The organism is Haloarchaeobius pelagicus (assembly GCF_051207375.1).
GTDB lineage: Archaea > Halobacteriota > Halobacteria > Halobacteriales > Natrialbaceae > Haloarchaeobius.
On the sequence record NZ_JBPJZD010000003.1, the window covers coordinates 209,968 to 228,245 of the forward strand.

The window sequence follows — 18,278 nt, forward strand, 5'->3', positions numbered from 1 at the left end:
ATAGCTCTCCTGGGGCGAACTCAGGCGGAGTCTCAACTGGGAACCGTGTGTATCGAGGGTTCTAGGCCGGTTTCTCGCCACATCGCACACCATCGAGTAGTACAGTGTCCACTGGTAGCATGTCACTTCTGAATGTAAAGGTTTATCATCTTCTATCCATGTGGTTTGGGGTATGGCATCGCAGAAGAGCCTTTCACGTCGGTCGCTACTGGGTGGTATCGGTACTGTGGGACTGTCCACGTCCCTCTCAGGGTGTGCACTGCTCGGGGGATCCGCCCCCGAAGACGGCCAAGCCAACGCCAAGTCGCAAGAAGACGTCGGCTCCGGCCCGGTCAAGATCGCGTTCATCACGTTCACCTCGGGTGCAGCTTCTATCTTCGGTAAGCCGTCGGTGAACGCCGCGAAGCTCCTCGTCGACGACATCAATAGCAACGGGGGCATCCTCGGCGAGCGCAAGATCGAAGCACAGTACATCGACGAGGCAGCCGGGACGGACCAGATGGTGAGTACGGTCCGCCGCCTCAAGACGAAGGAAGACGTCGACGCGATCATCGGGTTCGTCTCCAGCAGTGACGCGCTCGCGGTCGCACCCATCGTCAACGAGCTGGAACAGCTCACACTCATCTACGACGCCGGGACCCACCAGCTCTTCGAGGAGGAGAGCTACGAGTACGTGTTCCGGACTTCCGGGCACCTCGCGGTAGACGCCGTGGGTGCCGCGCGCTACATCAGCCGTCACATGCCCGAGGTCGAGCGCGTCGCTGGCATCAACCAGGACTACGCGTTCGGTCACGATAACATGAAGATCTTCAAGGCCGCGCTGCAGAAGCTCCGGCCCGACATCGAGATCGTCGCCGAGCGGTTCCCGAAGCTCCTCGCGAACGACCACTCGACCCACATCAGTAAGCTGAAAGAAGCCAACCCGGACCTCGTCTTCTCCAGCTTCTGGGGCGGTGACACCGTCACGTTCACCAAGCAGGCCCAGTCCCGCGGTCTCTTCGAGGAGACGGAGATCCTCTTCGGTGGGGCGGAGCACGAGCTCCAGGACATGGGCAAGGACATGCCCGAAGGCGTCATCACGGGCGCCCGTGGTCCGCACGCGTTCAACTACAACCAGTCGAACCCCCTCCAGAAGCGCTTCGTGGAGGCGTACAACGACCGGTTCGACTCGTACCCGATCTACCCGTCGTACCACATGTGGCAGGCGATCCAGTTCTACGTCGGCGCCATCGAGAAGGCGTACAACATCACTGGCTCGTACCCGACCCAGGAACAGATCGCCTCTGCACTCGAAGGGTCCGCGATCCAGACGCCCGGTGGCACGGTCGCGATGCCGAACCACCAGGCCAAGGAGCCGGCCTTCTTCGGGCGGACGACCTACAAGGACGAGTACGATTTCGCCGTCATCGAGGACGCCCAGCTGATTCCGGCTTCCTACGTGAACCCGCCGGACGGCATGAAGACGATGGACTGGATCTCGAACTTCGAATGACGACTCCGACACGACACACCTAACACAAAATAATGGCAAGTGGAGATATACTCCTGTACGTGCTCAATGGCCTCTACTACGCGACGATCCTGTATCTCGTGTCGCTGGGCCTGAGTCTATCGTTCGGTGTACTGAACCTGTTGAACATGTCTCACGCATCGTTCCTCGGGCTCGGGGCATACATCGCTGCGTCTACCGCAACGATCGCACTGGGCTACCTGGACTCTGCGTGGGTGTCCATGGCCGTGATACTGTTCGTCACCCCGGGGATCACCGTGATCATCGCTGCGGTCTTCGAGCGGACGGTGTTCGCACCACTGTTCGACATCGACGACACGTACCAACTGCTCGCGACCTTCGGCCTCGTGTTGATGCTCGAAGACGCGATGCAGTTCATCTGGGGGTCGTCCCCGATCAGCGTCAGCGGCCCGCTCGAGCTGTTCGGGCAGGTGTCCATCTTCGGGAGTACCTACCCCGTGTACAACCTGTTCGTCATCAGCCTCTTCGTGGTCACCGCCATCATCCCGTTCCTGCTGTTCAACCGGACGAAGCTCGGGAAGATCGCACAGGCGATGGCAGAGGACGAGGAGATGGTGGAGGCACTGGGTCTCAACGTCACCCGGGTCCGCCTCGTGGTCTTCTCGGTCGCGACCGGGTCTGCGGGGCTCGCGGGAGCCCTCATGATGCCGCTCGCGTCCGCGACGCCCGGTCTCTCCATCGAGTATATCTTGCTCGCGTTCGCCGTCGTCGTCATCGGTGGGCTCGGTAGCCTGCGTGGGGCCATCGTCGGGTCGCTCCTCATCGGGCTTATCCGGAGCTTCGGTATCGCGTACTTCCCGCAGATCGAACTCGCCATCGTCTTCGTCATCATGGCAGCCATCATCTTCGTCAAGCCGGAGGGCCTCTACGGTGGTTCGGGGGTGCTCAAGTGATGAGTAGCGATGACGTCACCGAGGTGGGGACGCGGTTCGAGAACCCGATGGCGTATCTGCCTCACATCGCGGCAGTCGCCGTCTTTCTGGTGCTGTACTCGCTCCCGCTGTTCGTCCAGTCACCGTACTACCTGAACCTGATCGCGTGGATACTCATCTTCGGGGTCATGACCCTCGGGTACAACCTCGTGTTCGGCTACGCGGGGTCACTCTCGTTCGGACACGCGGCCTTCTTCGGCTCCGCCGCGTACGCGGTCGCCCTGCTGATGAAGTACACCGGGGTGAACTCGTTGTTCCTGCTGCTGGCCCTGGGGACACTCACGGCCGTCGGCGTCGCAGCAGTCGTCGGTGCGCTGACGTTGAACACGTCCGACATCTACTACTCGCTGCTCACGCTGGCGCTCGCACAGACGCTGTACGTGCTCGCCGCCAAACTGTACGACATCACGAACGGGACCGACGGCATCCCCATCGGACAACCGCACGTCCTGGGGCAGGCGTTCGAGAACCTGAACGCGATCACGTTCTTGACGCAACTGTACTACTATGTGGTCGTGTTGCTGTTCGTGCTCTCCGTCGCTGCCATCTACCTCATCGTGAAATCGCCGTTCGGGCTGACCCTGAAGACGCTCAGGGAGAACCCCGAGCGCGCACGTGCGATGGGTATCTCGGTCAAGCGGTTCCGCTGGTACGCGACGCTTTGCTCCGGCTTCTTCGTCGGGCTGGCTGGTTCGATGTTCGCCATCCTCTCGGGGCACATCACGCCACAGCTCCTCGACTGGGGGTTCTCGGGTGAGATCGTCTTCATGACGCTCATCGGTGGGTCGGGTACCTTCATCGGCCCCATCTTCGGTGCGGGTATCTACATCCTCCTCCGGGAGTACGCGGTCGCATTCGTCTCGAGCTACTGGCAGTTCACCATGGGGTTCATCATGTTCCTCATCGTCGTCACGCTCCAGAGCGACGGGCTCTGGGGAGGTGCCAAGCGGCTGTACGCACACTACGGAGGCAAGAGAGATGACTGAAACGAAGCCCCTACTGGAGACACGCAACGTACGCAAGACGTTCGGGAACGTCGTGGCGACCGACGACGTCGATATCTCGTTCTACGAGGACGAGATCGTCGGCGTCATCGGGCCGAACGGGGCCGGCAAGACCACGTTCATCAACCTCATCTCGGGGTCGCTGTCGCCCACGTCCGGGCGCATCATCTTCGAGGGTGAGGACATCGCCGACCTGCCGGACCACCGGCGGGTGAAGAAGGGCATCGCCCGGTCGTTCCAGCTCCCGCACCTGTACGACGAGCTGTCCGTCCTGGACAACGTCCGCGCGGCGCTGGTGTCCCGCAAGGGTCGAAACGGGAACTTCTACTCCCTGCTCTCCAGGGACGAGGAGGTCTACAAGGAGGCGATGTCGACGCTCGAAACGTTCGAACTCGACGACGACACGACGATGATGGCCGAGGACCTCTCGCACGGCAAACGAAAGATCCTCGACATCGCGATGTCGTTCGCGCTCGAACCGGACCTGCTGCTACTGGACGAGCCGACCAGTGGGGTCGGTTCCGAAGACAAGACCGACGTGATGGAAACGGTCACGTTGGCAGCCAGAGAGACCGGCACGTCGCTGGTCTTCGTCGAACACGACATGCAACTCGTCAGTGAGTTCTCCGACCGCGTCGTTGCACTGCACAATGGACGCATCCTGAGCGAGGGCGACCCCGAAGCCGTCCTCAACTCCGAGGAAGTGAAAGAACACATTCGCGAGGAGGGTGCCTGAGATGAGCGTGCTCCTCGATGTCGACGACCTGCAGGCGACGCTCGGCAACGTCCCCGTCCTGCGTGGCGTGTCGCTCACCGTGGACGAGGGAGAGACCGTGGCCCTGGTCGGCCGGAACGGTGCCGGCAAGACCACCACCTTCAGATGTATCATGGGCCTCGTCACCCCGACTGGCGGGACCATCCGCCTCCGCGGCGAGGACGTCACCACTGCGCCGACACACGAACGCCCGTCTCGCGGTGTAGCGATTGCACCCGAGGACCGTCGGCTGTTCGGCCACCTAAGTGTCCGTGACAACTTGCAGATGGCGCACTGGGGCGCTGGCGAGCGGTCGTCGTACTCGTTCGACGAGGCCGTCTCGCAGGTGACGGAGATCTTCCCGGAGATGACCGAGTTCCTCGACCGCCCGGCTGCACAGCTGAGTGGCGGCCAACAGAAGATGGTCGCGATCGGTCGGACCATCGCGAGCGACCCGGACCTGATCCTGCTCGACGAGCCGTTCGAGGGACTGGCTCCCGCGGTCCGCGAACAGCTCACCAAGGGCATCAAGCGCATCCAGGACCTGGGCGTCTCCATCGTCATCGCCGAATCGAACATCCGATACGCGGAGAAGACCGCAGACGAGTTCTTCGTCGTCGAGCGCGGCGAGATGCAGGCCCGGATTAGCTCCCCGGAGAACCTCCTCGAACACGAGGAGATCAAGCGCATCTTCGAAGGCTCGTAACGCCCGGCCGTAACGCGCACCGACCACCTCTCTTTCCCACACAGACCATGACCGAAAACGACATTCCGCTACACGCAGAGGGTCCATTCCTCACGATAGACCTCGCCGACGGCGAGACGAGTACGAGCGACATCGAGTCGATACAGCAGACCTACATCGGTGGCCGAGGCGTGGCTACTCGGCTCGCACACGAACGGATCCCGTTCGACGCCGACCCACTCGGCCCGGAGAACCGCGTGCTGTTCACGACCGGCCCGATGCAGTCGGCGACGATGAGCTTCACCGGACGGATGAACGCGACCGCCCTCTCGCCGTTGACCGATGGGCTGCTCTCGTCGAACGCCGGTGGGTTCATGTCCCGGAACTTCGCAGACACAGGCTACGGCGCGGTCGAACTGGTCGGTGCCGCCGAAACGCTGGTCGGACTCCACGTCCGCGACGACGGCGTCGAGTTCGAGGACCTCTCCCACCTCGAAGGTGCGACGGTCCCGGAGACCGTCGACTACCTGGAAGACGAACACGGTATCGGCGCGGACCAGACCGCCGTCATCGGTCCGGCAGGGGAGAACCAGGTGCGATACGCATCCATCATGACCTCGAAAGAGCGAGCGTTCGGGCGCGGCGGGCTCGGTGCCGTGCTCGGGTCGAAGAACGTCAAGGCCGTCACCTTCGCGGGTGAGTCGCCGCCCGATATCGAGATTCCGTCGTCACAGATGGAGATACACCGCGAGGCCGCGACCGACGACCACATCATGAAGGAACAGGGGACCGTGGCGGTGATGGACCTCGCCAACGAGATGGACGGCCTCCCGTCGTACTACTTCTCCGAACGACAGTTCGAGGGCGTCGCCGGCATCAACGGCAGCGCGGTCGCCGACAAGAAGTACAAGAAGGGGACCTGTTCCGCGTGTGCATTCGCGTGTAAGCTTCCGACGAGGGACGAGGAACGTGGCGTCGAGACCGAAGGTCCCGAGTTCGAGGTGGCGATGGCGTTCGGGTCGAACGTGGGTGTCGACGACATCGTCGACGTGATGAAGTCGAACGGGCTCTGTGACCGGTTCGGCCTGGACGCCATCTCGGCCGGGAACACGGTCGCCGCGTATCTCGCGGCCGAAGACGAGTTCGGGAACGTCGACCGCATCCACGAACTGGTAGAACAGATCGCATATCGTGAGGGCATCGGCGACGCTCTTGCCGAGGGAATCGACCGCTGTCACGACGACCTCGGTGTCGGGAACTGGACGGTGAAGGGTATGGACTTCGCCGCTCACGAGGGCCGTGTGTTGCACGGGCAAGGCCTCTCCTACGCGGTCTCGAACCGCGGCGCAGACCACATGTACGCGACGTTCTACTCGGTAGAGTACCCCCTCGTCGCGGAGTCCGAGGCCGTCACCCCCGAAGGGACGCTCGACAAGACGGAACTCCTCGTGACTCGTGAGAACCTGATGGCACTCAACGACGCGGGCATCGTCTGCAAGTTCTCACGGGACTACATGAATCCGGACCGCTACGAGGCACTGTTCGGTGTGAGTTACGACCGGTTGCTCGAGGTCGGAGACCGTATCGTCACGCTCGAACGCCACTTCAACAACCAGCGTGGTTTCGACCGTGCCGACGACGCCCTCCCGTACGACCTGCCCGATTTCGACGCGGCACTCGACTCGTACTACGACGACCGTGGCTGGACTGAAGACGGCATCGTCCCCGACCGGGCGCTCCCCGTCGAATAACCCTCCGGGTGCTGGTCTGGAGTATCGCTCTCACCGGGTACCACTTACTGTTCCCGTTGTTCCTCGATGAGTTCGCTGACCTCGCCCTGTTCGATGTAGGAGTAGCTCTTCTGGGTGACGGTGATGTCCGAGTGGCGCAACGCTTTCTGGGCCATGGCCGGGTTCTCTCGATACAGCTCGTCACCAAGGGCCCGCCTTCCCCCGTGGGGCTTCAGGTACTCGCCGTCCACGTCGACGCCCGCATGCTCGCACAGGCGTTGCATCGTGTTGCGACCGGACTCGGTCGACATCGCGCGGGGTGGGGCGTCGTGTTCCCGGGCGACAACGAGGTACCTGAGGAGGTACCCCTGCGAGCCGACTGCCCGGTCGACCACGTGGTTGGGGACCGACCCACCACGTGATTGGCGAATCGCGTACGAGAGCGCGTTCGCCGAGAGCGCCGGGAACACCGGCCAGTCGGGGGTCGCACGCGCGGGAGTGTCTCTAAGCGGGAATCGCCGCGGCGAACCCGACCACTGTCCTGGAGGAACGAGTGAGCTTGGACTGGTCTCGCCTCGAGATCGATGGGAGAGTCATCGGCCTCACGACCGTCGACGACGTATTCGTCGTGGGCGGTGGGAACGCGGCGGGTGTCGCAGCGGAAGCGATGGAATCGATCCTCGGGGAGTTCCTCACAGATGGGGCCGTGGTCACGGACGACCCGCGCGAGACGGACACGATAACGACGTACGAGGGAACCCACCCGTTACCGAGCGAGGCGAACGTCACCGGCACACGACACGTGCTGGACATCGCCCAGAAGGCGGGCGGTGACGACCTGGTTCTCGCGGTCGTGGCGGGCGGCGGGAGTTCGTTGCTCTGTGCGCACAGTCCGAGTATCTCGCTCGAGGCGCTCCGGTCGGTGACCCAGGCCCTCCTTGCGAGCGGTGCCGACATCGGCGAGCTCAACGCGGTCAGGAAGCACTGCTCTGCCATCAAGGGTGGGCAACTGGCACGCGTCGCTGCCCCTGCGACAGTTCACGGCCTGATATTCAGCGACGTCATCGGCAACGAACTGGCGGTCATCGCGAGCGGGCCGACCACACCGAACGGGACGACGTTCGAGAAGGCGCTCGCGGTCCTCGATCGGTACGGGCTTGCGGACGAGTCGGTCGTTCGCGACCACCTCGAGTCGGGCGAATACCAGGCACCCTGTGGCGTGTTCTTCACGAACAACGTCGAGGCGATGGACGACCTCTCGGTCGTCAACATCGGTGCCGGCGGCGGCCCGCACCACCTCGCGCTGTTGCCGTTCGTGAACCGACTCGGGATGTCCGGGTCCGAGATCCACGTCATCAGCGTCATCCCGCAGTCGGGCGGAACGCCGGAGCCGATAGCGGAGACGCTCGCCGCGCTCTCTGGTGTCGAGTCCGTCCAGGTCCACAACGTCTCTGCGGAGACCGTCGCGGACGGGCTGGTGGCCGCAGCGGTCGGCAACGGTGGCGTCCTCTTCATCGGTGCGACTCGCGACCGTCGGCTCCGCCGCTGGGTCTTCGGGAGCACTCCCGACCAGACCATCGAGTACGCCAGGGACGCGAACGTGCCCGTCGTCATTCACGCGAGCACCAGCGGTCTCTCGGGACGCCTTGAGGAGTACGTGTTCCCAGTCTACCGCTATCTTCGCCAACACCTTGGCGGGCGACGAGGCTTCCGACGGGTTGCTGAGCGGCCGGAGAAGGCCAAGTAGGGTCGCGTTTCCGAGGCCATGCGAGGTCTTCCGGTGGCACGCTCATTCATGTTTGAATTGGAGGTAAAAGGGGGAATGAACAGTAATCATTCGGTTTGAGGAACCAGTCAAGGTGTTCGAAATAGCTTTCGTAATACGCTTTCAGAAGTCTATCTAGCACGGCTAAACGCGTGAGAACACTTGAAAAATGTTCCTGAGCTCATCGTCTGAAACCTCTGTCTGGGTAGCTCGTCCATCTGCTTTCACAACGCTATATCACGTATACACGTCTCCAAGAAATTATTCCGGAATGTATGCGGCTGGATTGCTTTCTCTAAATTTTCAAAAATACAGTATTGATATGTGTAGCACAAGTTCCCCTTTACACACTCTGGTCGCACCGATTGGAACCAGTCCCGTTCGACGGTAGTATGGGACGGGTTCGTGGGGGCGAACCACAGTTTCCGGGTCACTAGCGGCCGCCCGATGAGGACACCGCCGCAGTAGAATAGGACCACCTGTGTCTGATTTATAGTCTAGTCGTCGAAGCGAGAATGGTCGAGTCGGGAGCTACGGCCGCGACATCGACCGTGATGGCCCCGACTCTGCAGACCCTCGTTGCTTGTTTCCGTATGTTGAAGGGAAGCCCACTGGACGGTACACCCATGAGCGAACATCAAACACGAATCGCGGTGACGGGCGGGCTGGGCGGCGTCGGCAGCTGGCTCGTCGACCGACTGGCAGGCGATGGATACGACGTCCTCGCTATCGACACGCACACACCTGAGCAACACGTCGAGAACGTCCGGTTCTTCTCGGCAGAGCTCACGGACGCGGGAGAGACGTTCGACATCCTCCACGCGTTCGACCCGGACGCAGTCATACACCTTGCAGCGATTCCGGACCCGACGGCACACGCCGGGACGCGCGTGTTCTCGAACAACATCCTCTCGGCGTACAACGTCCTCTTCGCTGCCGGTCGACTCGGCTGCGACATCGTCTGGGCTTCCAGCGAGTCCGCCTACGGGTTCCCCTTCTCGGAGTCGCTCCTTCTCCCGGAGTACCTCCCCATCGATGAATCACACCCCATGCGACCCGAAGACCCGTACGGTGTCTCGAAGGTCGCGGGAGAGTCGGTCGCCGAGATGGTCACACGCCGGTTCGGTGTCCAGGTGGTGTCCATCCGACCCTCGTGGGTGCAGTATCCTGGCGAGTACGAGGTGAGCGACATCCGTCGGGAACTCGCTGTCGACGAGATAGACGCCGGGACCAAACCGCCCGGGAGTGGGAACTTCTGGTCGTACATCGACGTCCGGGACCTCGTCGAACTGTGCGTGAGGGCTGTCGAGGCCGACTTCGACGGGCACGAACCCTACCTCTGTCACGCCGCAGAGAATTACATGGGCGTCGAAACCGCGAGACTGATCGCGGCCGTCAGTGACGGGACAGGCCCCGAGCTGTCCGGGCTCTCCGGGGAATCCTGTGCGTTCACCACGCAGAAGGCGTTCGACGAACTCGGGTGGGAACCCGAGCACACCTGGCGTGAAGCCGAGACCGAGACGGTGGACGGTCCCGCTTTCATCTGACCGGGCAACGAGCGGCTCGCGTCGGCCCCTTCGGTCCACTCACCGGTTGAGGGTATGGACGGCTGCACCGTGGGCGTTTGCGGCTGCTTCCATCACGGCCTCGGTGAGGGTCGGATGGGTGTGGACCGTCGACGCGACCTCAGTGAGGGTCGCCTCGGTTTCGACGGCCAGTGCGAACTCTGCGACCAGTTCCGAGGCGTCCGGACAGACCAGCTGTGCGCCGAGTATCGTTCCGGTGGTCCCGTTCGCGACGACCCGAACGAAGCCATCGGTCTCGCCCAGCGTGAGTGCTCGGCCCGACGCTCGCAGCGGCATCTCCCCGACGATTGGCTCGAGGCCAGCTTCCTCGGCCTCGGCCTCGGTCATCCCGACCGTCGCGATCTCGGGGTCGGTGAAGACAGCAGCCGGAATCGCCCGGGGGTCGACCGTCTCGGAAGCCCCAGCGACAATCTCTGCTGCCATCTCACCTTCTTTGCTCGCCTTGTGCGCAAGCATCGGTTCGCCGGCGACGTCCCCCACGGCGAAGATGTTGGTTGTACTGGTTCGGGTCTGTTCGTCGGTCCAGACGAAGCCGCTGTCGTCGGTCTCGATACCTGCGGCCGAGAGGTTCAGCGTGTCCGTGACCGGCTCACGGCCGACAGCCACGACGACGTGGTCGCCGTCGTACTCGAACCGTTCGCCGTCCTCGTTTCGGGTACTGACACGCAGGCCGGTCGTGGTCGGCTTCCAACTTGCGGCCTGTTCCCCGAAGCGGAAGTCGATACCGAGTTTCTCTCCACGACGCCTGACGACGCGGGCGACATCCCGTTCGTAGCCGGGGAGCACCTGGTCCAGCATCTCGACGACGGTCACGTCGACTCCCAGTTTGGCGAACACCGTCGAGAGTTCCATCCCGATGTAGCCAGCGCCGATGACGACGAGCTGGTCGGGCAGGGAGTCGAGTGCCAGTGCATGTGTCGACGAGAGTATCCGCTGGCCGTCGAACGAGAACCCGGGAAGTTCGATGGGGCGCGAGCCCGTGGCGACGATAGCGTGCTTGAACGCGAGTACGCCCTGTCTGGTTCCGTCTCTGGTGATCTCGACTTCGTTCTCGCCCGTGAACGACGCGACACCATCGACGAGGGTAACCCCGTTGCCCTTGCACAGCTTCTCGACACCGCCGGTGAGTCGGTCCACGACACCGTCTTTCCACTGGGTCATGCGACCGAAGTCCACGTCGATGTCGGCGCTAATTCCCATGGTCTCTGCTTCGCTGGCCTCGTGGGCGATATCGGTCGCTGTGATGAGCGCTTTCGAGGGGATGCAACCGACGTTGAGACAGGTCCCACCGTAGGCGTCTTTCTCGACGAGCGTCACGTCGAGACCTGATTGTGCCGCCCGAATCGCAGCGACGTACCCACCAGGGCCAGCACCGATAACCAGTACCTCTGTCTCTGTTGGGAGTGAATCTGCAGCCATCTATTGCTACCTGATACCGGATGCTACAGTGTCCGGCCTAATATACCCCCCTGCCCGAGGGGGTACAGTTATACCGCTTGATTCGCATATTCCCAAAGGAGGAATGTCATCAACACTTCACTCGCAGGTCGAGGAGTATCTACACGGGCTGTCCAAACAGGGCCTCCCGCCGCTGTATCGGCTCCCCCTCGACGACGCTCGCCAGACGTACCGCGACCTCAGCGTGCCAAGTGAGCCCCCGGACGACGTCGCGTCGGTCACGGACCGGACGATTCCGGGTCCGGCAGGGGACATCCCGATTCGACTCTATCGGCCCATCGAGGACGGTGCGCTCCCGGCGCTCGTGTTCTTCCACGGGGGCGGATGGATGCTCGGTGACCTCGACACGCACGACGCGCTGTGTCGGGCGCTCGCGAACGCGACGGAGTGCCTCGTCGTCGCCGTCGACTACCGACTCGCACCAGAACACAAGTTCCCTGCCGGGCTCGAGGACTGCTACGCTGCGACCTGCTGGGTCGCCAACAACGCCGAATCGATCGGTGCGGTGCCTGGCTCGCTGGCGACCATGGGGGACAGTGCAGGCGGAAACCTGGCGGTCGGTGTCGGGCTCCTCTCGCGCGACAGGGACGGTCCAGACATAGCGTACCAGGTGCTCGCCTATCCGGCCGCGAACCATGCGTTCGATACGGACTCCTACGAGGAGAACGCACAGGGATACTTCCTCACGCGAAAGGACATGGAGCGGTTCTGGAACGGGTACCTCCGGAGCGAACTGGACGCCGAGCACGCGTACGTCTCCCCCCTCCAGACGGAGTCACTCGCTGACCTCCCCTCGTCGCTCGTGCTGACCTGTGGGTTCGACCCGCTTCGCGACGACGGGCAGGCACTCGCGACTCGTCTGTCCGAAGACGGCGTGGACACGCACCACATCCACTATGGCGACATGATACACGGGTTCCTGACGATGCTCTCCGACCCCGAACTGGACCGCGCACGCGAGGGTATCGAGGAGATCGCCGAGATGGTTCGCAGTGAACTCCAGGAAGCGCCCCCCGTCACGTCGTGACCACACCGCCCCTGTGGCAGTCTGACCGCGACGTACAGTCCCACTGTCTCCCGAATCGAAGACCGAGTGAACGGTTGCCACAGTAAACACGCTTTTGTAGGATGCCGTTGATGAGGTATATATAATGGCAATTATCGTTAAAATGCCAAAGCTTGGGCTCGAGATGGAGCAGGGCATCATCCTGGAGTGGTTCTTCGAGCCCGGTGAGGCGGTGTCCGAAGGTGACGTGATCGCAGAGGTCGAGTCAGAGAAGAGCATCGGGGAGGTCGAAGCCCGCGAAGACGGTGAACTCCGACGTATCTACCTCGAGGAGGGTGAGTCCATTCCTCCGGGCAAGCCGATCGGCATCCTCGCGGCGTCCGATGCCGAGATATCCGACCTCGAGGCCGAGGTCGAAGCCGAACTCGGAGACGCGGGAGCGGCCGTCGACGACAGTCAGGACGACGACGCGGCAGCAGAGACGACAGACACCGACTCGGCTGGCGGAGCCGAATCCACGTCCGCGTCTGATTCTGGCGCTGCTGGGGACGACGTGAAGGCGTCGCCGCGGGCGAAGAAGCAGGCAGAGGAACTCGGGGTGGACCTCACGACGGTCGAAGGGACCGGGCCGATGGGCTCGATCACGGCCGACGACGTCGAGGCAGCCGCCAGCGAGTCCGACGAGCAGAACCAGGGCTCCGAGCAGGTCAAGGCATCACCACGGGCGAAGAAGCAAGCCGAAGAACTCGGCGTGGACCTCACGACGGTCGAAGGGACCGGGCCGATGGACTCGATCACTGCCGACGACGTCGAGGCGGCAGCCGAAGCCGCAGAGTCGGGTGCGAGCGGCGCGGTTCACCGGACAACCGGCGAACAGGGCGAAGTGTACCGGTACGAGAGACTCTCTGCCGTGGCCAACCCCGACGCCGGGGAAGCCCTCCTTGAGACCACGGAAGCGGTTCGGTCAGCGTTCGAGGAGCGCGTCACGACCACCGACGTGTTGCTCGTCGTCGCCTCGGCTGCGCTCGAGGAGACGCCCGAGCTGAACGGTACCTACGCAGAGTCGACGCATCAGCTGCAAGCGCAGCAGGATATCGCGCTCGTGACCGACGCCGATGACGACCTGCCGTCGGGCGTGATCGCTGGCGTCGACGAGAAATCACTGACCGAGATCGTCGAGGCACGGGAGGCACTCGGCGACGACGAGGACGACGAGACGGCGTCGTTCACGCTCTCGAACACGGCAGGAGAAGACCCGAGTGGACCACTCATCAACAGCCCGGGCGTGGCCGCACTGGAGATCGACCCGTCCGGACAGCGGGCCGTCCCGAACGGTGACGGCGTCGAACTGCAACCGCTCGTCACCGTCGACCTGACGTACGACACGTGCGCCATCGGTGACGCCGAAGCCGAAGCGTTCGTGGACAGCTTCTTCGAACAGGCGGAGCAGGCATCCGAGCTGGTGCTCGGGTCGTATCGCGGCAAGGAATAACCGACCTGGCGGTCACACGTTTCTGGCAGCTGCTTTTCCGACGCCTCTCGCTCCTCGAGCGATGCTCGTGTGGTAGCAGTAGCCGTTACGAGTTCGGCGACCCTTACGGGGTCCCGGATAGTCTCACAGACGGCACTGCTGGTCGAGGGGGGTCTACCGAGGTGCGACAGTGGATTCGAGAGAAACGGATGACAGACGGATAATCGATTACCGCGACAGCCTGCCCCGGAGCAACGCACCGCCCTCCGGGGCGGCCATGAGCGCGGCATCGACGTCCACGAGACGCGGACCATCAGCAGATGGTGTCATCGTGACGGTCGCATCGGTGAGTTCGACCTCGCGCTCGCCATCGGCACCGATGACGCAATCGGTCACTTCGATGGTCTTCGATTCGTCCCATCCGAGTGGTTCGTGCGCTTCGAGCCCGACGGTCGTCGTCATTCCCGGCGCGAGGACGGCACGGACCGACCGTTCCGCCTGGGCGGGGTCACAGAGGCTGAGTGAGACCCCGCCTGGTGCATCGGGTGCCAGGGGTTCGACACAGCCAGCGACGCTCGTGAGCCCGATCTCGGCGGGGTGTGCCCGAGTCACGACACCACCGAGCAGGTCGGACGGGTCGATGACGGCCCTCGTTCCGATGAAGGACCGGTCGGTGATGCCGACCGTTGCCAGCCCGGCCATCGACTTCTGGCCGGAGACGTCATCCACCTCGACGTCGATGCGTCCGTGACGGTAGGTGACGGCATCGGCGTCGACCACACCGTTCGCGATGACGGCCGCTGCTGCCCCGGCGACGGTCCCGTCGACGGGCGTCGGAACGACGTTGTTCGTCCCCGTCGAGACGGAGAGGAGTGGAACGTCGCCGAGTTCCAGCGCCGCGTCCCGGGTCGTCCCGTCACCGCCCAGGACGACGACGACGTCGGCGGTCTCCCGGAAGTGGGCCGCAGCCCGCCGCGTGTCCGCGGCCGTCTCCTGGATGGTCATATCCACCAGCTCGACGTCCATCCCCGCTGGTGCCTCGTCGATCGCGTAAGAGGCGATGCCGACCTTCTCGGGCATTATCTCCACGCTGGGCGTCTCGTCGACGAGGGTCGCACCGTTCAGCACGCACTCGGCGACCCGGCGCTTCGCGTAGTTGTCGACGACGCTCGCGCCACCGGTGAGGCGACGGATGTCGCGGCCTGCGGACGGATTGACGATGAGTCCAACGTGAGCCACGTCAGCTCACGTAATTCGATTGATGGCGTTCTCGACCTGGTCACCGTCCGGCAGGACCTCCTGTTCGAGGGGCGTGCTGAACGGCATGTGCGTGTCGGGGGTCCCGACGCGCTGGATCGGTGCGTCGAGGCTGAAGAACGCCTCTTCCTGGGCACGGGCGACGACCTCGGCGTGGATACCGTACGAGAGCGGGCTCTCGTCGGCGACGACCATCCGGCCGGTCTTCTGGAGGCTCTCGACGATGGTCTCGGTGTCGAGCGGGTACAGCGAGCGTGGGTCGATGACCTCGACGCTCACGTCGCCCGCCAGGCGCTCGGCGACGTCCAGTGACTCGCCGACGAGTCGCTGCGTCGCGACCACGGTGACGTCCTCGCCTTCGCGCTCGACCGCGGCCTCACCGATGGGGATGGTGTAGTCCGGGTCGGTCGGCACCTCGCCCTTCTGCTCGTAGATCATCTTGTTCTCGAAGACGAACACGGGGTCGTCAGACCTGATCGCGGCTTTGGTCAGCCCCTTGGCGGAGGCGGGCGTCCCGGGTGCGACCGCCTTCAGTCCGGGGAAGTGAGCGATCCAGGCGTGGACCGTTCCGGAGTGCTGGCTTGCGGCACCCATCCCACCACCCTCGGTGGTGCGGACGGTGACGGGCATCTCGGTCTTCCCGCCGAACATGTAGCGCATCTTCGCCATCTGGTTCATGATCTGTTCCATCGAGACGCCCATGAAGTCCGAGAACATGAGCTCGACGACGGGTCGGGTCCCGGTCGCCGCGGCACCGGTCGCCGCCCCGGTGAACCCGGCTTCGGCGATGGGTGTGTCTCGCAGTCGCTCCTCACCGAACTCCTCGATGAGGTCGCCGGTAACCTCCAGGACGCCGCCGAAGTCACCGACGTCTTCGCCCATCACGTAGACGTCCTCGTCGCGACGCATCTCCTCCCGGAGCGCAAGACGGATGGATTCGCGGACCGTCATCCGTTCCGTCTCCATCCCGTCGAGTTCCGACTGGACGCTCATCGCGAATCACCTCCGCTGGCCCCGCCATCGGTGCGGAGGCGCTCTGCGAACTTCTCGATCTCGGGTACTGGCTCTTTGAACATATCGTCGTATGCGTCTTCGGGCTCGGGCAGGTCGGACTCCTGTGCGAACTCGATGGCATCGGCGATTGTCGCTTCGACGTTCGCCTCGAGGTCTTCGAACTCGCCTTCGCTGAGTTCGCCGCGGTCGATGAGTCGCGCCTTGAACGAGTCTATCGCGTCTCGGTCCTTCCACTGCTGGAGCTCTTCGTCCGTTCGGTAGTTCTGTTCGTCGCCCTCGTAGTGACCGTGGTACCGGTACGTTTCTGCTTCGATGAGCGTCGGTCCGTCACCGGCTCGGGCTCGCTTTCGTGCCTCGGTGACGGCCTCGTACACGGCTGTCACGTCCATCCCGTCGACGGTGATTCCGGGGATGTCGTATGCCTGTGCGGTGTCGCTGAGGTTGTTCACGTTGTGCTGTTTCTCGACCGGCGTCGCCTCACCGTACTGGTTGTTCTCGATGAGGAAGATGGCAGGCAGGTCCCACGTTGCGGCCATGTTCATGGCCTCGTGAACCTGTCCCTGCGCGGTCGCACCGTCACCGAAGAAGGCCAGTGCGACCTGGTCGCGGTCCTGGTAATCGATCGAGAGCGCTGCACCCGTTGCCAGCGGCGGCCCGGCACCGACGATGCCGTTCGCGCCGAGCATCCCCGCATCGACGTCGGCGATGTGCATCGAGCCACCCTTACCCTTGCAGTACCCGCTCTCTTTGCCGAACAGTTCGGCCATCATCAGCTTGGGGTCCAGCCCCTTCGCGATACAGTGACCGTGTCCTCGGTGTGTGCTGGTGATGTAGTCGTCCGGTTCGAGCGCGGCACAGGTCCCGACCCCCACCGCCTCCTCACCGATGTAGAGGTGGACGAAGCCTGGAATCTCCCCGTCGGCGAAGTACTGCCCCGCCTTGGTGTCGAACTCTCTGATGGTCAGCATCCGGCGCAGGGCCTCTACTCTTCCCTCGGCTGTATCTAAATTATAATTTGCCATGCTACGTCTTATCATGACAGTAAACACCGGCTTAAAACTAGTGATTACACCATATTATCACTTGGTGGTACTCTACCGCCTGGTCGCAGGCGTGGAGTAAACGAACACGGACACCGCTGCAGGCCCGATATCCAGCCAACTACGGTCGTTGCACCCCGCGAAAACCGCCTGGCAGATCGTGTCGTCGATGTTTCACGAATACTCGCGGTTCCCGCGGATGATGTTCGCGTACTCCTGGACGACGCTGGGGTAGTCCTCGAAGAACACCTCGTCGTCGAGGCGGTTCGGTGGGCCATACACTGCGATTCCGGCGTGCATATCGTCCGACTGACTCGTTATCGGGACACCGATTCCGCGCATTCCGTCGAAGCATTCCTCGTCGTCGAACGCGTACCCGCGCTGGCGAACCAGCTCTATCTCCTCGAGCAGGGACTCGACGTCCGTGATGGTGTTCTCCGTCTTCGGGTAGAGGCCGTACTGTTCGATGATGGCCCGGATCTCCTCGTCCGGTAACTGCGAGAGGATCGCCTTTCCGTAGGCGGTCGTGTGCAGGCGGGACTTGACCCCCGGATAGGTCCGGCTAACCTGGAGTCGCTTCACCTTCTCTCCCTTCTTCATCGACAGCAACACACCGAGGTTGTTCTCCTCGATCATCAACCCCGCGAACTCGCCCGTCTCTTCTGCCAGCCGCCGAAGCTCGGGTTCCGCAGTCCGGTATATCTCGTTGTCTCGGCGGACGCGATTGCCCACCTCGAGGAAGGAGGTCGCGACACGGTAGCGACCATCTGCCTGTTTCGTGATGTGGTTGAGTGTCTCGAGCGTATTGATGTACTCGTACATCGTACTGAGTGGCATATCGAACTCATCGGCAAGCTCCCGGACGGATGCCGTCTTCATCTCTACGAGTCTCTCCAGTATCCGATTCGCACGAACGAGCGACTTGAGAGGCTTCGAAGGCATATCATGTACATCTGTAGCAATCCACATCATTGTTCCGGTTATATCGAAATTGACGGGTCGAGTCTGAGACTCTGCGATTACGGGTTCTTGCCTGGGGGTGCGG

16 protein-coding genes are annotated in these 18,278 nt (G+C 63.1%); 10 read left to right on the forward strand and 6 right to left on the reverse strand.

The genetic code is table 11. The features are described 5' to 3' along the window. The first annotated feature begins 172 nt into the window (after positions 1-172). The 6 genes from ACSC1S_RS19200 to ACSC1S_RS19225 are packed head-to-tail and all read left to right on the forward strand — an operon-like array spanning position 173 to position 6,657. Positions 173-1,492, forward strand: a complete 1,320-nt coding sequence (locus ACSC1S_RS19200) for an ABC transporter substrate-binding protein (RefSeq protein ID WP_435365702.1) — start codon at positions 173-175, stop codon at positions 1,490-1,492. A gap of 32 nt (positions 1,493-1,524) precedes the next feature. Further along, positions 1,525-2,424, forward strand: a complete 900-nt coding sequence (locus ACSC1S_RS19205; RefSeq protein ID WP_435365703.1) for a branched-chain amino acid ABC transporter permease — start codon at positions 1,525-1,527, stop codon at positions 2,422-2,424. Further along, the gene (locus ACSC1S_RS19210; RefSeq protein ID WP_435365704.1) at positions 2,424-3,449 is read left to right on the forward strand and encodes a branched-chain amino acid ABC transporter permease; all 1,026 of its coding nucleotides are present in this window, start codon (positions 2,424-2,426) and stop codon (positions 3,447-3,449) included. Before ACSC1S_RS19205 ends, ACSC1S_RS19210 begins: the two co-directional genes overlap by 1 nt. Then, positions 3,442-4,203 carry an ABC transporter ATP-binding protein gene (locus ACSC1S_RS19215; RefSeq protein ID WP_435365705.1) on the forward strand — a complete coding sequence of 254 codons (762 nt, stop codon included), beginning with the start codon at positions 3,442-3,444 and terminating at the stop codon, positions 4,201-4,203. The genes ACSC1S_RS19210 and ACSC1S_RS19215 overlap by 8 nt, the downstream gene beginning before the upstream one ends. 1 nt (position 4,204) lies before the next feature. Continuing rightward, positions 4,205-4,927, forward strand: a complete 723-nt coding sequence (locus tag ACSC1S_RS19220) for an ABC transporter ATP-binding protein (protein ID WP_435365706.1) — start codon at positions 4,205-4,207, stop codon at positions 4,925-4,927. Between the two features lie 47 nt (positions 4,928-4,974). Further along, a complete protein-coding gene (locus ACSC1S_RS19225) occupies positions 4,975-6,657 on the forward strand; it encodes an aldehyde ferredoxin oxidoreductase family protein (protein ID WP_435365707.1) in 1,683 nt (560 codons plus the stop codon). Positions 6,658-6,701: 44 nt separating this feature from the next. On the opposite strand, the gene ACSC1S_RS19230 is transcribed toward ACSC1S_RS19225, so the two are convergent. Next, a complete protein-coding gene (locus ACSC1S_RS19230) occupies positions 6,702-7,106 on the reverse strand; it encodes a site-specific integrase (RefSeq protein WP_435365708.1) in 405 nt (134 codons plus the stop codon). Between the two features lie 44 nt (positions 7,107-7,150). Here ACSC1S_RS19230 and ACSC1S_RS19235 point away from each other — a divergent pair, with 44 nt between their 5' ends. Both ACSC1S_RS19235 and ACSC1S_RS19240 read left to right on the forward strand, forming a co-directional pair. Next, the gene (locus ACSC1S_RS19235; protein ID WP_435366013.1) at positions 7,151-8,383 is read left to right on the forward strand and encodes a DUF4147 domain-containing protein; all 1,233 of its coding nucleotides are present in this window, start codon (positions 7,151-7,153) and stop codon (positions 8,381-8,383) included. A gap of 644 nt (positions 8,384-9,027) precedes the next feature. Then, on the forward strand, positions 9,028-9,948 hold the full coding sequence (locus ACSC1S_RS19240; RefSeq protein ID WP_435365709.1) for an NAD-dependent epimerase/dehydratase family protein: 921 nt from the start codon (positions 9,028-9,030) through the stop codon (positions 9,946-9,948). Between the two features lie 39 nt (positions 9,949-9,987). Here ACSC1S_RS19240 and lpdA read toward each other — a convergent pair whose 3' ends face one another. After that, a complete protein-coding gene (lpdA, locus tag ACSC1S_RS19245) occupies positions 9,988-11,406 on the reverse strand; it encodes a dihydrolipoyl dehydrogenase (RefSeq protein WP_435365710.1) in 1,419 nt (472 codons plus the stop codon). 103 nt (positions 11,407-11,509) lie between these two features. Between lpdA and lipP1 the strand changes: the two genes are divergently transcribed. Then, positions 11,510-12,472, forward strand: a complete 963-nt coding sequence (lipP1, locus tag ACSC1S_RS19250) for a LipP1 family hormone-sensitive lipase (protein ID WP_435365711.1) — start codon at positions 11,510-11,512, stop codon at positions 12,470-12,472. Positions 12,473-12,614: 142 nt separating this feature from the next. Beyond that, positions 12,615-13,943 carry an E3 binding domain-containing protein gene (locus ACSC1S_RS19255; RefSeq protein WP_435365712.1) on the forward strand — a complete coding sequence of 443 codons (1,329 nt, stop codon included), beginning with the start codon at positions 12,615-12,617 and terminating at the stop codon, positions 13,941-13,943. Positions 13,944-14,150: 207 nt separating this feature from the next. Here the strand turns inward: ACSC1S_RS19255 and ACSC1S_RS19260 are convergent, their stop codons facing one another. The 4 genes from ACSC1S_RS19260 to ACSC1S_RS19275 all read right to left on the reverse strand — a co-directional run bounded on the left by ACSC1S_RS19260 (position 14,151) and on the right by ACSC1S_RS19275 (position 18,175). Next, positions 14,151-15,161, reverse strand: a complete 1,011-nt coding sequence (locus ACSC1S_RS19260; RefSeq protein WP_435365713.1) for an NAD(+)/NADH kinase — start codon at positions 15,159-15,161, stop codon at positions 14,151-14,153. Positions 15,162-15,167: 6 nt separating this feature from the next. After that, positions 15,168-16,172: an alpha-ketoacid dehydrogenase subunit beta gene (locus ACSC1S_RS19265; protein ID WP_435365714.1), complete on the reverse strand. Its 1,005-nt coding sequence runs from the start codon at positions 16,170-16,172 to the stop codon at positions 15,168-15,170. After that, complete coding sequence (locus ACSC1S_RS19270; protein WP_435365715.1) at positions 16,169-17,230, reverse strand: thiamine pyrophosphate-dependent dehydrogenase E1 component subunit alpha; 1,062 nt, start codon at positions 17,228-17,230, stop codon at positions 16,169-16,171. Before ACSC1S_RS19270 ends, ACSC1S_RS19265 begins: the two co-directional genes overlap by 4 nt. A gap of 177 nt (positions 17,231-17,407) precedes the next feature. Beyond that, positions 17,408-18,175, reverse strand: coding sequence for an IclR family transcriptional regulator (locus tag ACSC1S_RS19275; RefSeq protein WP_435320762.1), 768 nt, complete (start codon positions 18,173-18,175; stop codon positions 17,408-17,410). Positions 18,176-18,278: the final 103 nt, after the last annotated feature.

Coding starts and splice junctions, on each gene's coding strand:
- ACSC1S_RS19265 (WP_435365714.1), bottom strand. CDS start 16,172: ATGAGCGTCCAGTCGGAACTCGACGGGATGGAGACGGAACGGATGACG.
- ACSC1S_RS19220 (WP_435365706.1), top strand. CDS start 4,205: ATGAGCGTGCTCCTCGATGTCGACGACCTGCAGGCGACGCTCGGCAAC.
- ACSC1S_RS19275 (WP_435320762.1), bottom strand. CDS start 18,175: ATGCCTTCGAAGCCTCTCAAGTCGCTCGTTCGTGCGAATCGGATACTG.
- ACSC1S_RS19205 (WP_435365703.1), top strand. CDS start 1,525: ATGGCAAGTGGAGATATACTCCTGTACGTGCTCAATGGCCTCTACTAC.
- ACSC1S_RS19270 (WP_435365715.1), bottom strand. CDS start 17,230: ATGATAAGACGTAGCATGGCAAATTATAATTTAGATACAGCCGAGGGA.
- ACSC1S_RS19200 (WP_435365702.1), top strand. CDS start 173: ATGGCATCGCAGAAGAGCCTTTCACGTCGGTCGCTACTGGGTGGTATC.
- ACSC1S_RS19240 (WP_435365709.1), top strand. CDS start 9,028: ATGAGCGAACATCAAACACGAATCGCGGTGACGGGCGGGCTGGGCGGC.
- lpdA (WP_435365710.1), bottom strand. CDS start 11,406: ATGGCTGCAGATTCACTCCCAACAGAGACAGAGGTACTGGTTATCGGT.
- ACSC1S_RS19215 (WP_435365705.1), top strand. CDS start 3,442: ATGACTGAAACGAAGCCCCTACTGGAGACACGCAACGTACGCAAGACG.
- lipP1 (WP_435365711.1), top strand. CDS start 11,510: ATGTCATCAACACTTCACTCGCAGGTCGAGGAGTATCTACACGGGCTG.
- ACSC1S_RS19210 (WP_435365704.1), top strand. CDS start 2,424: ATGAGTAGCGATGACGTCACCGAGGTGGGGACGCGGTTCGAGAACCCG.
- ACSC1S_RS19255 (WP_435365712.1), top strand. CDS start 12,615: ATGCCAAAGCTTGGGCTCGAGATGGAGCAGGGCATCATCCTGGAGTGG.
- ACSC1S_RS19225 (WP_435365707.1), top strand. CDS start 4,975: ATGACCGAAAACGACATTCCGCTACACGCAGAGGGTCCATTCCTCACG.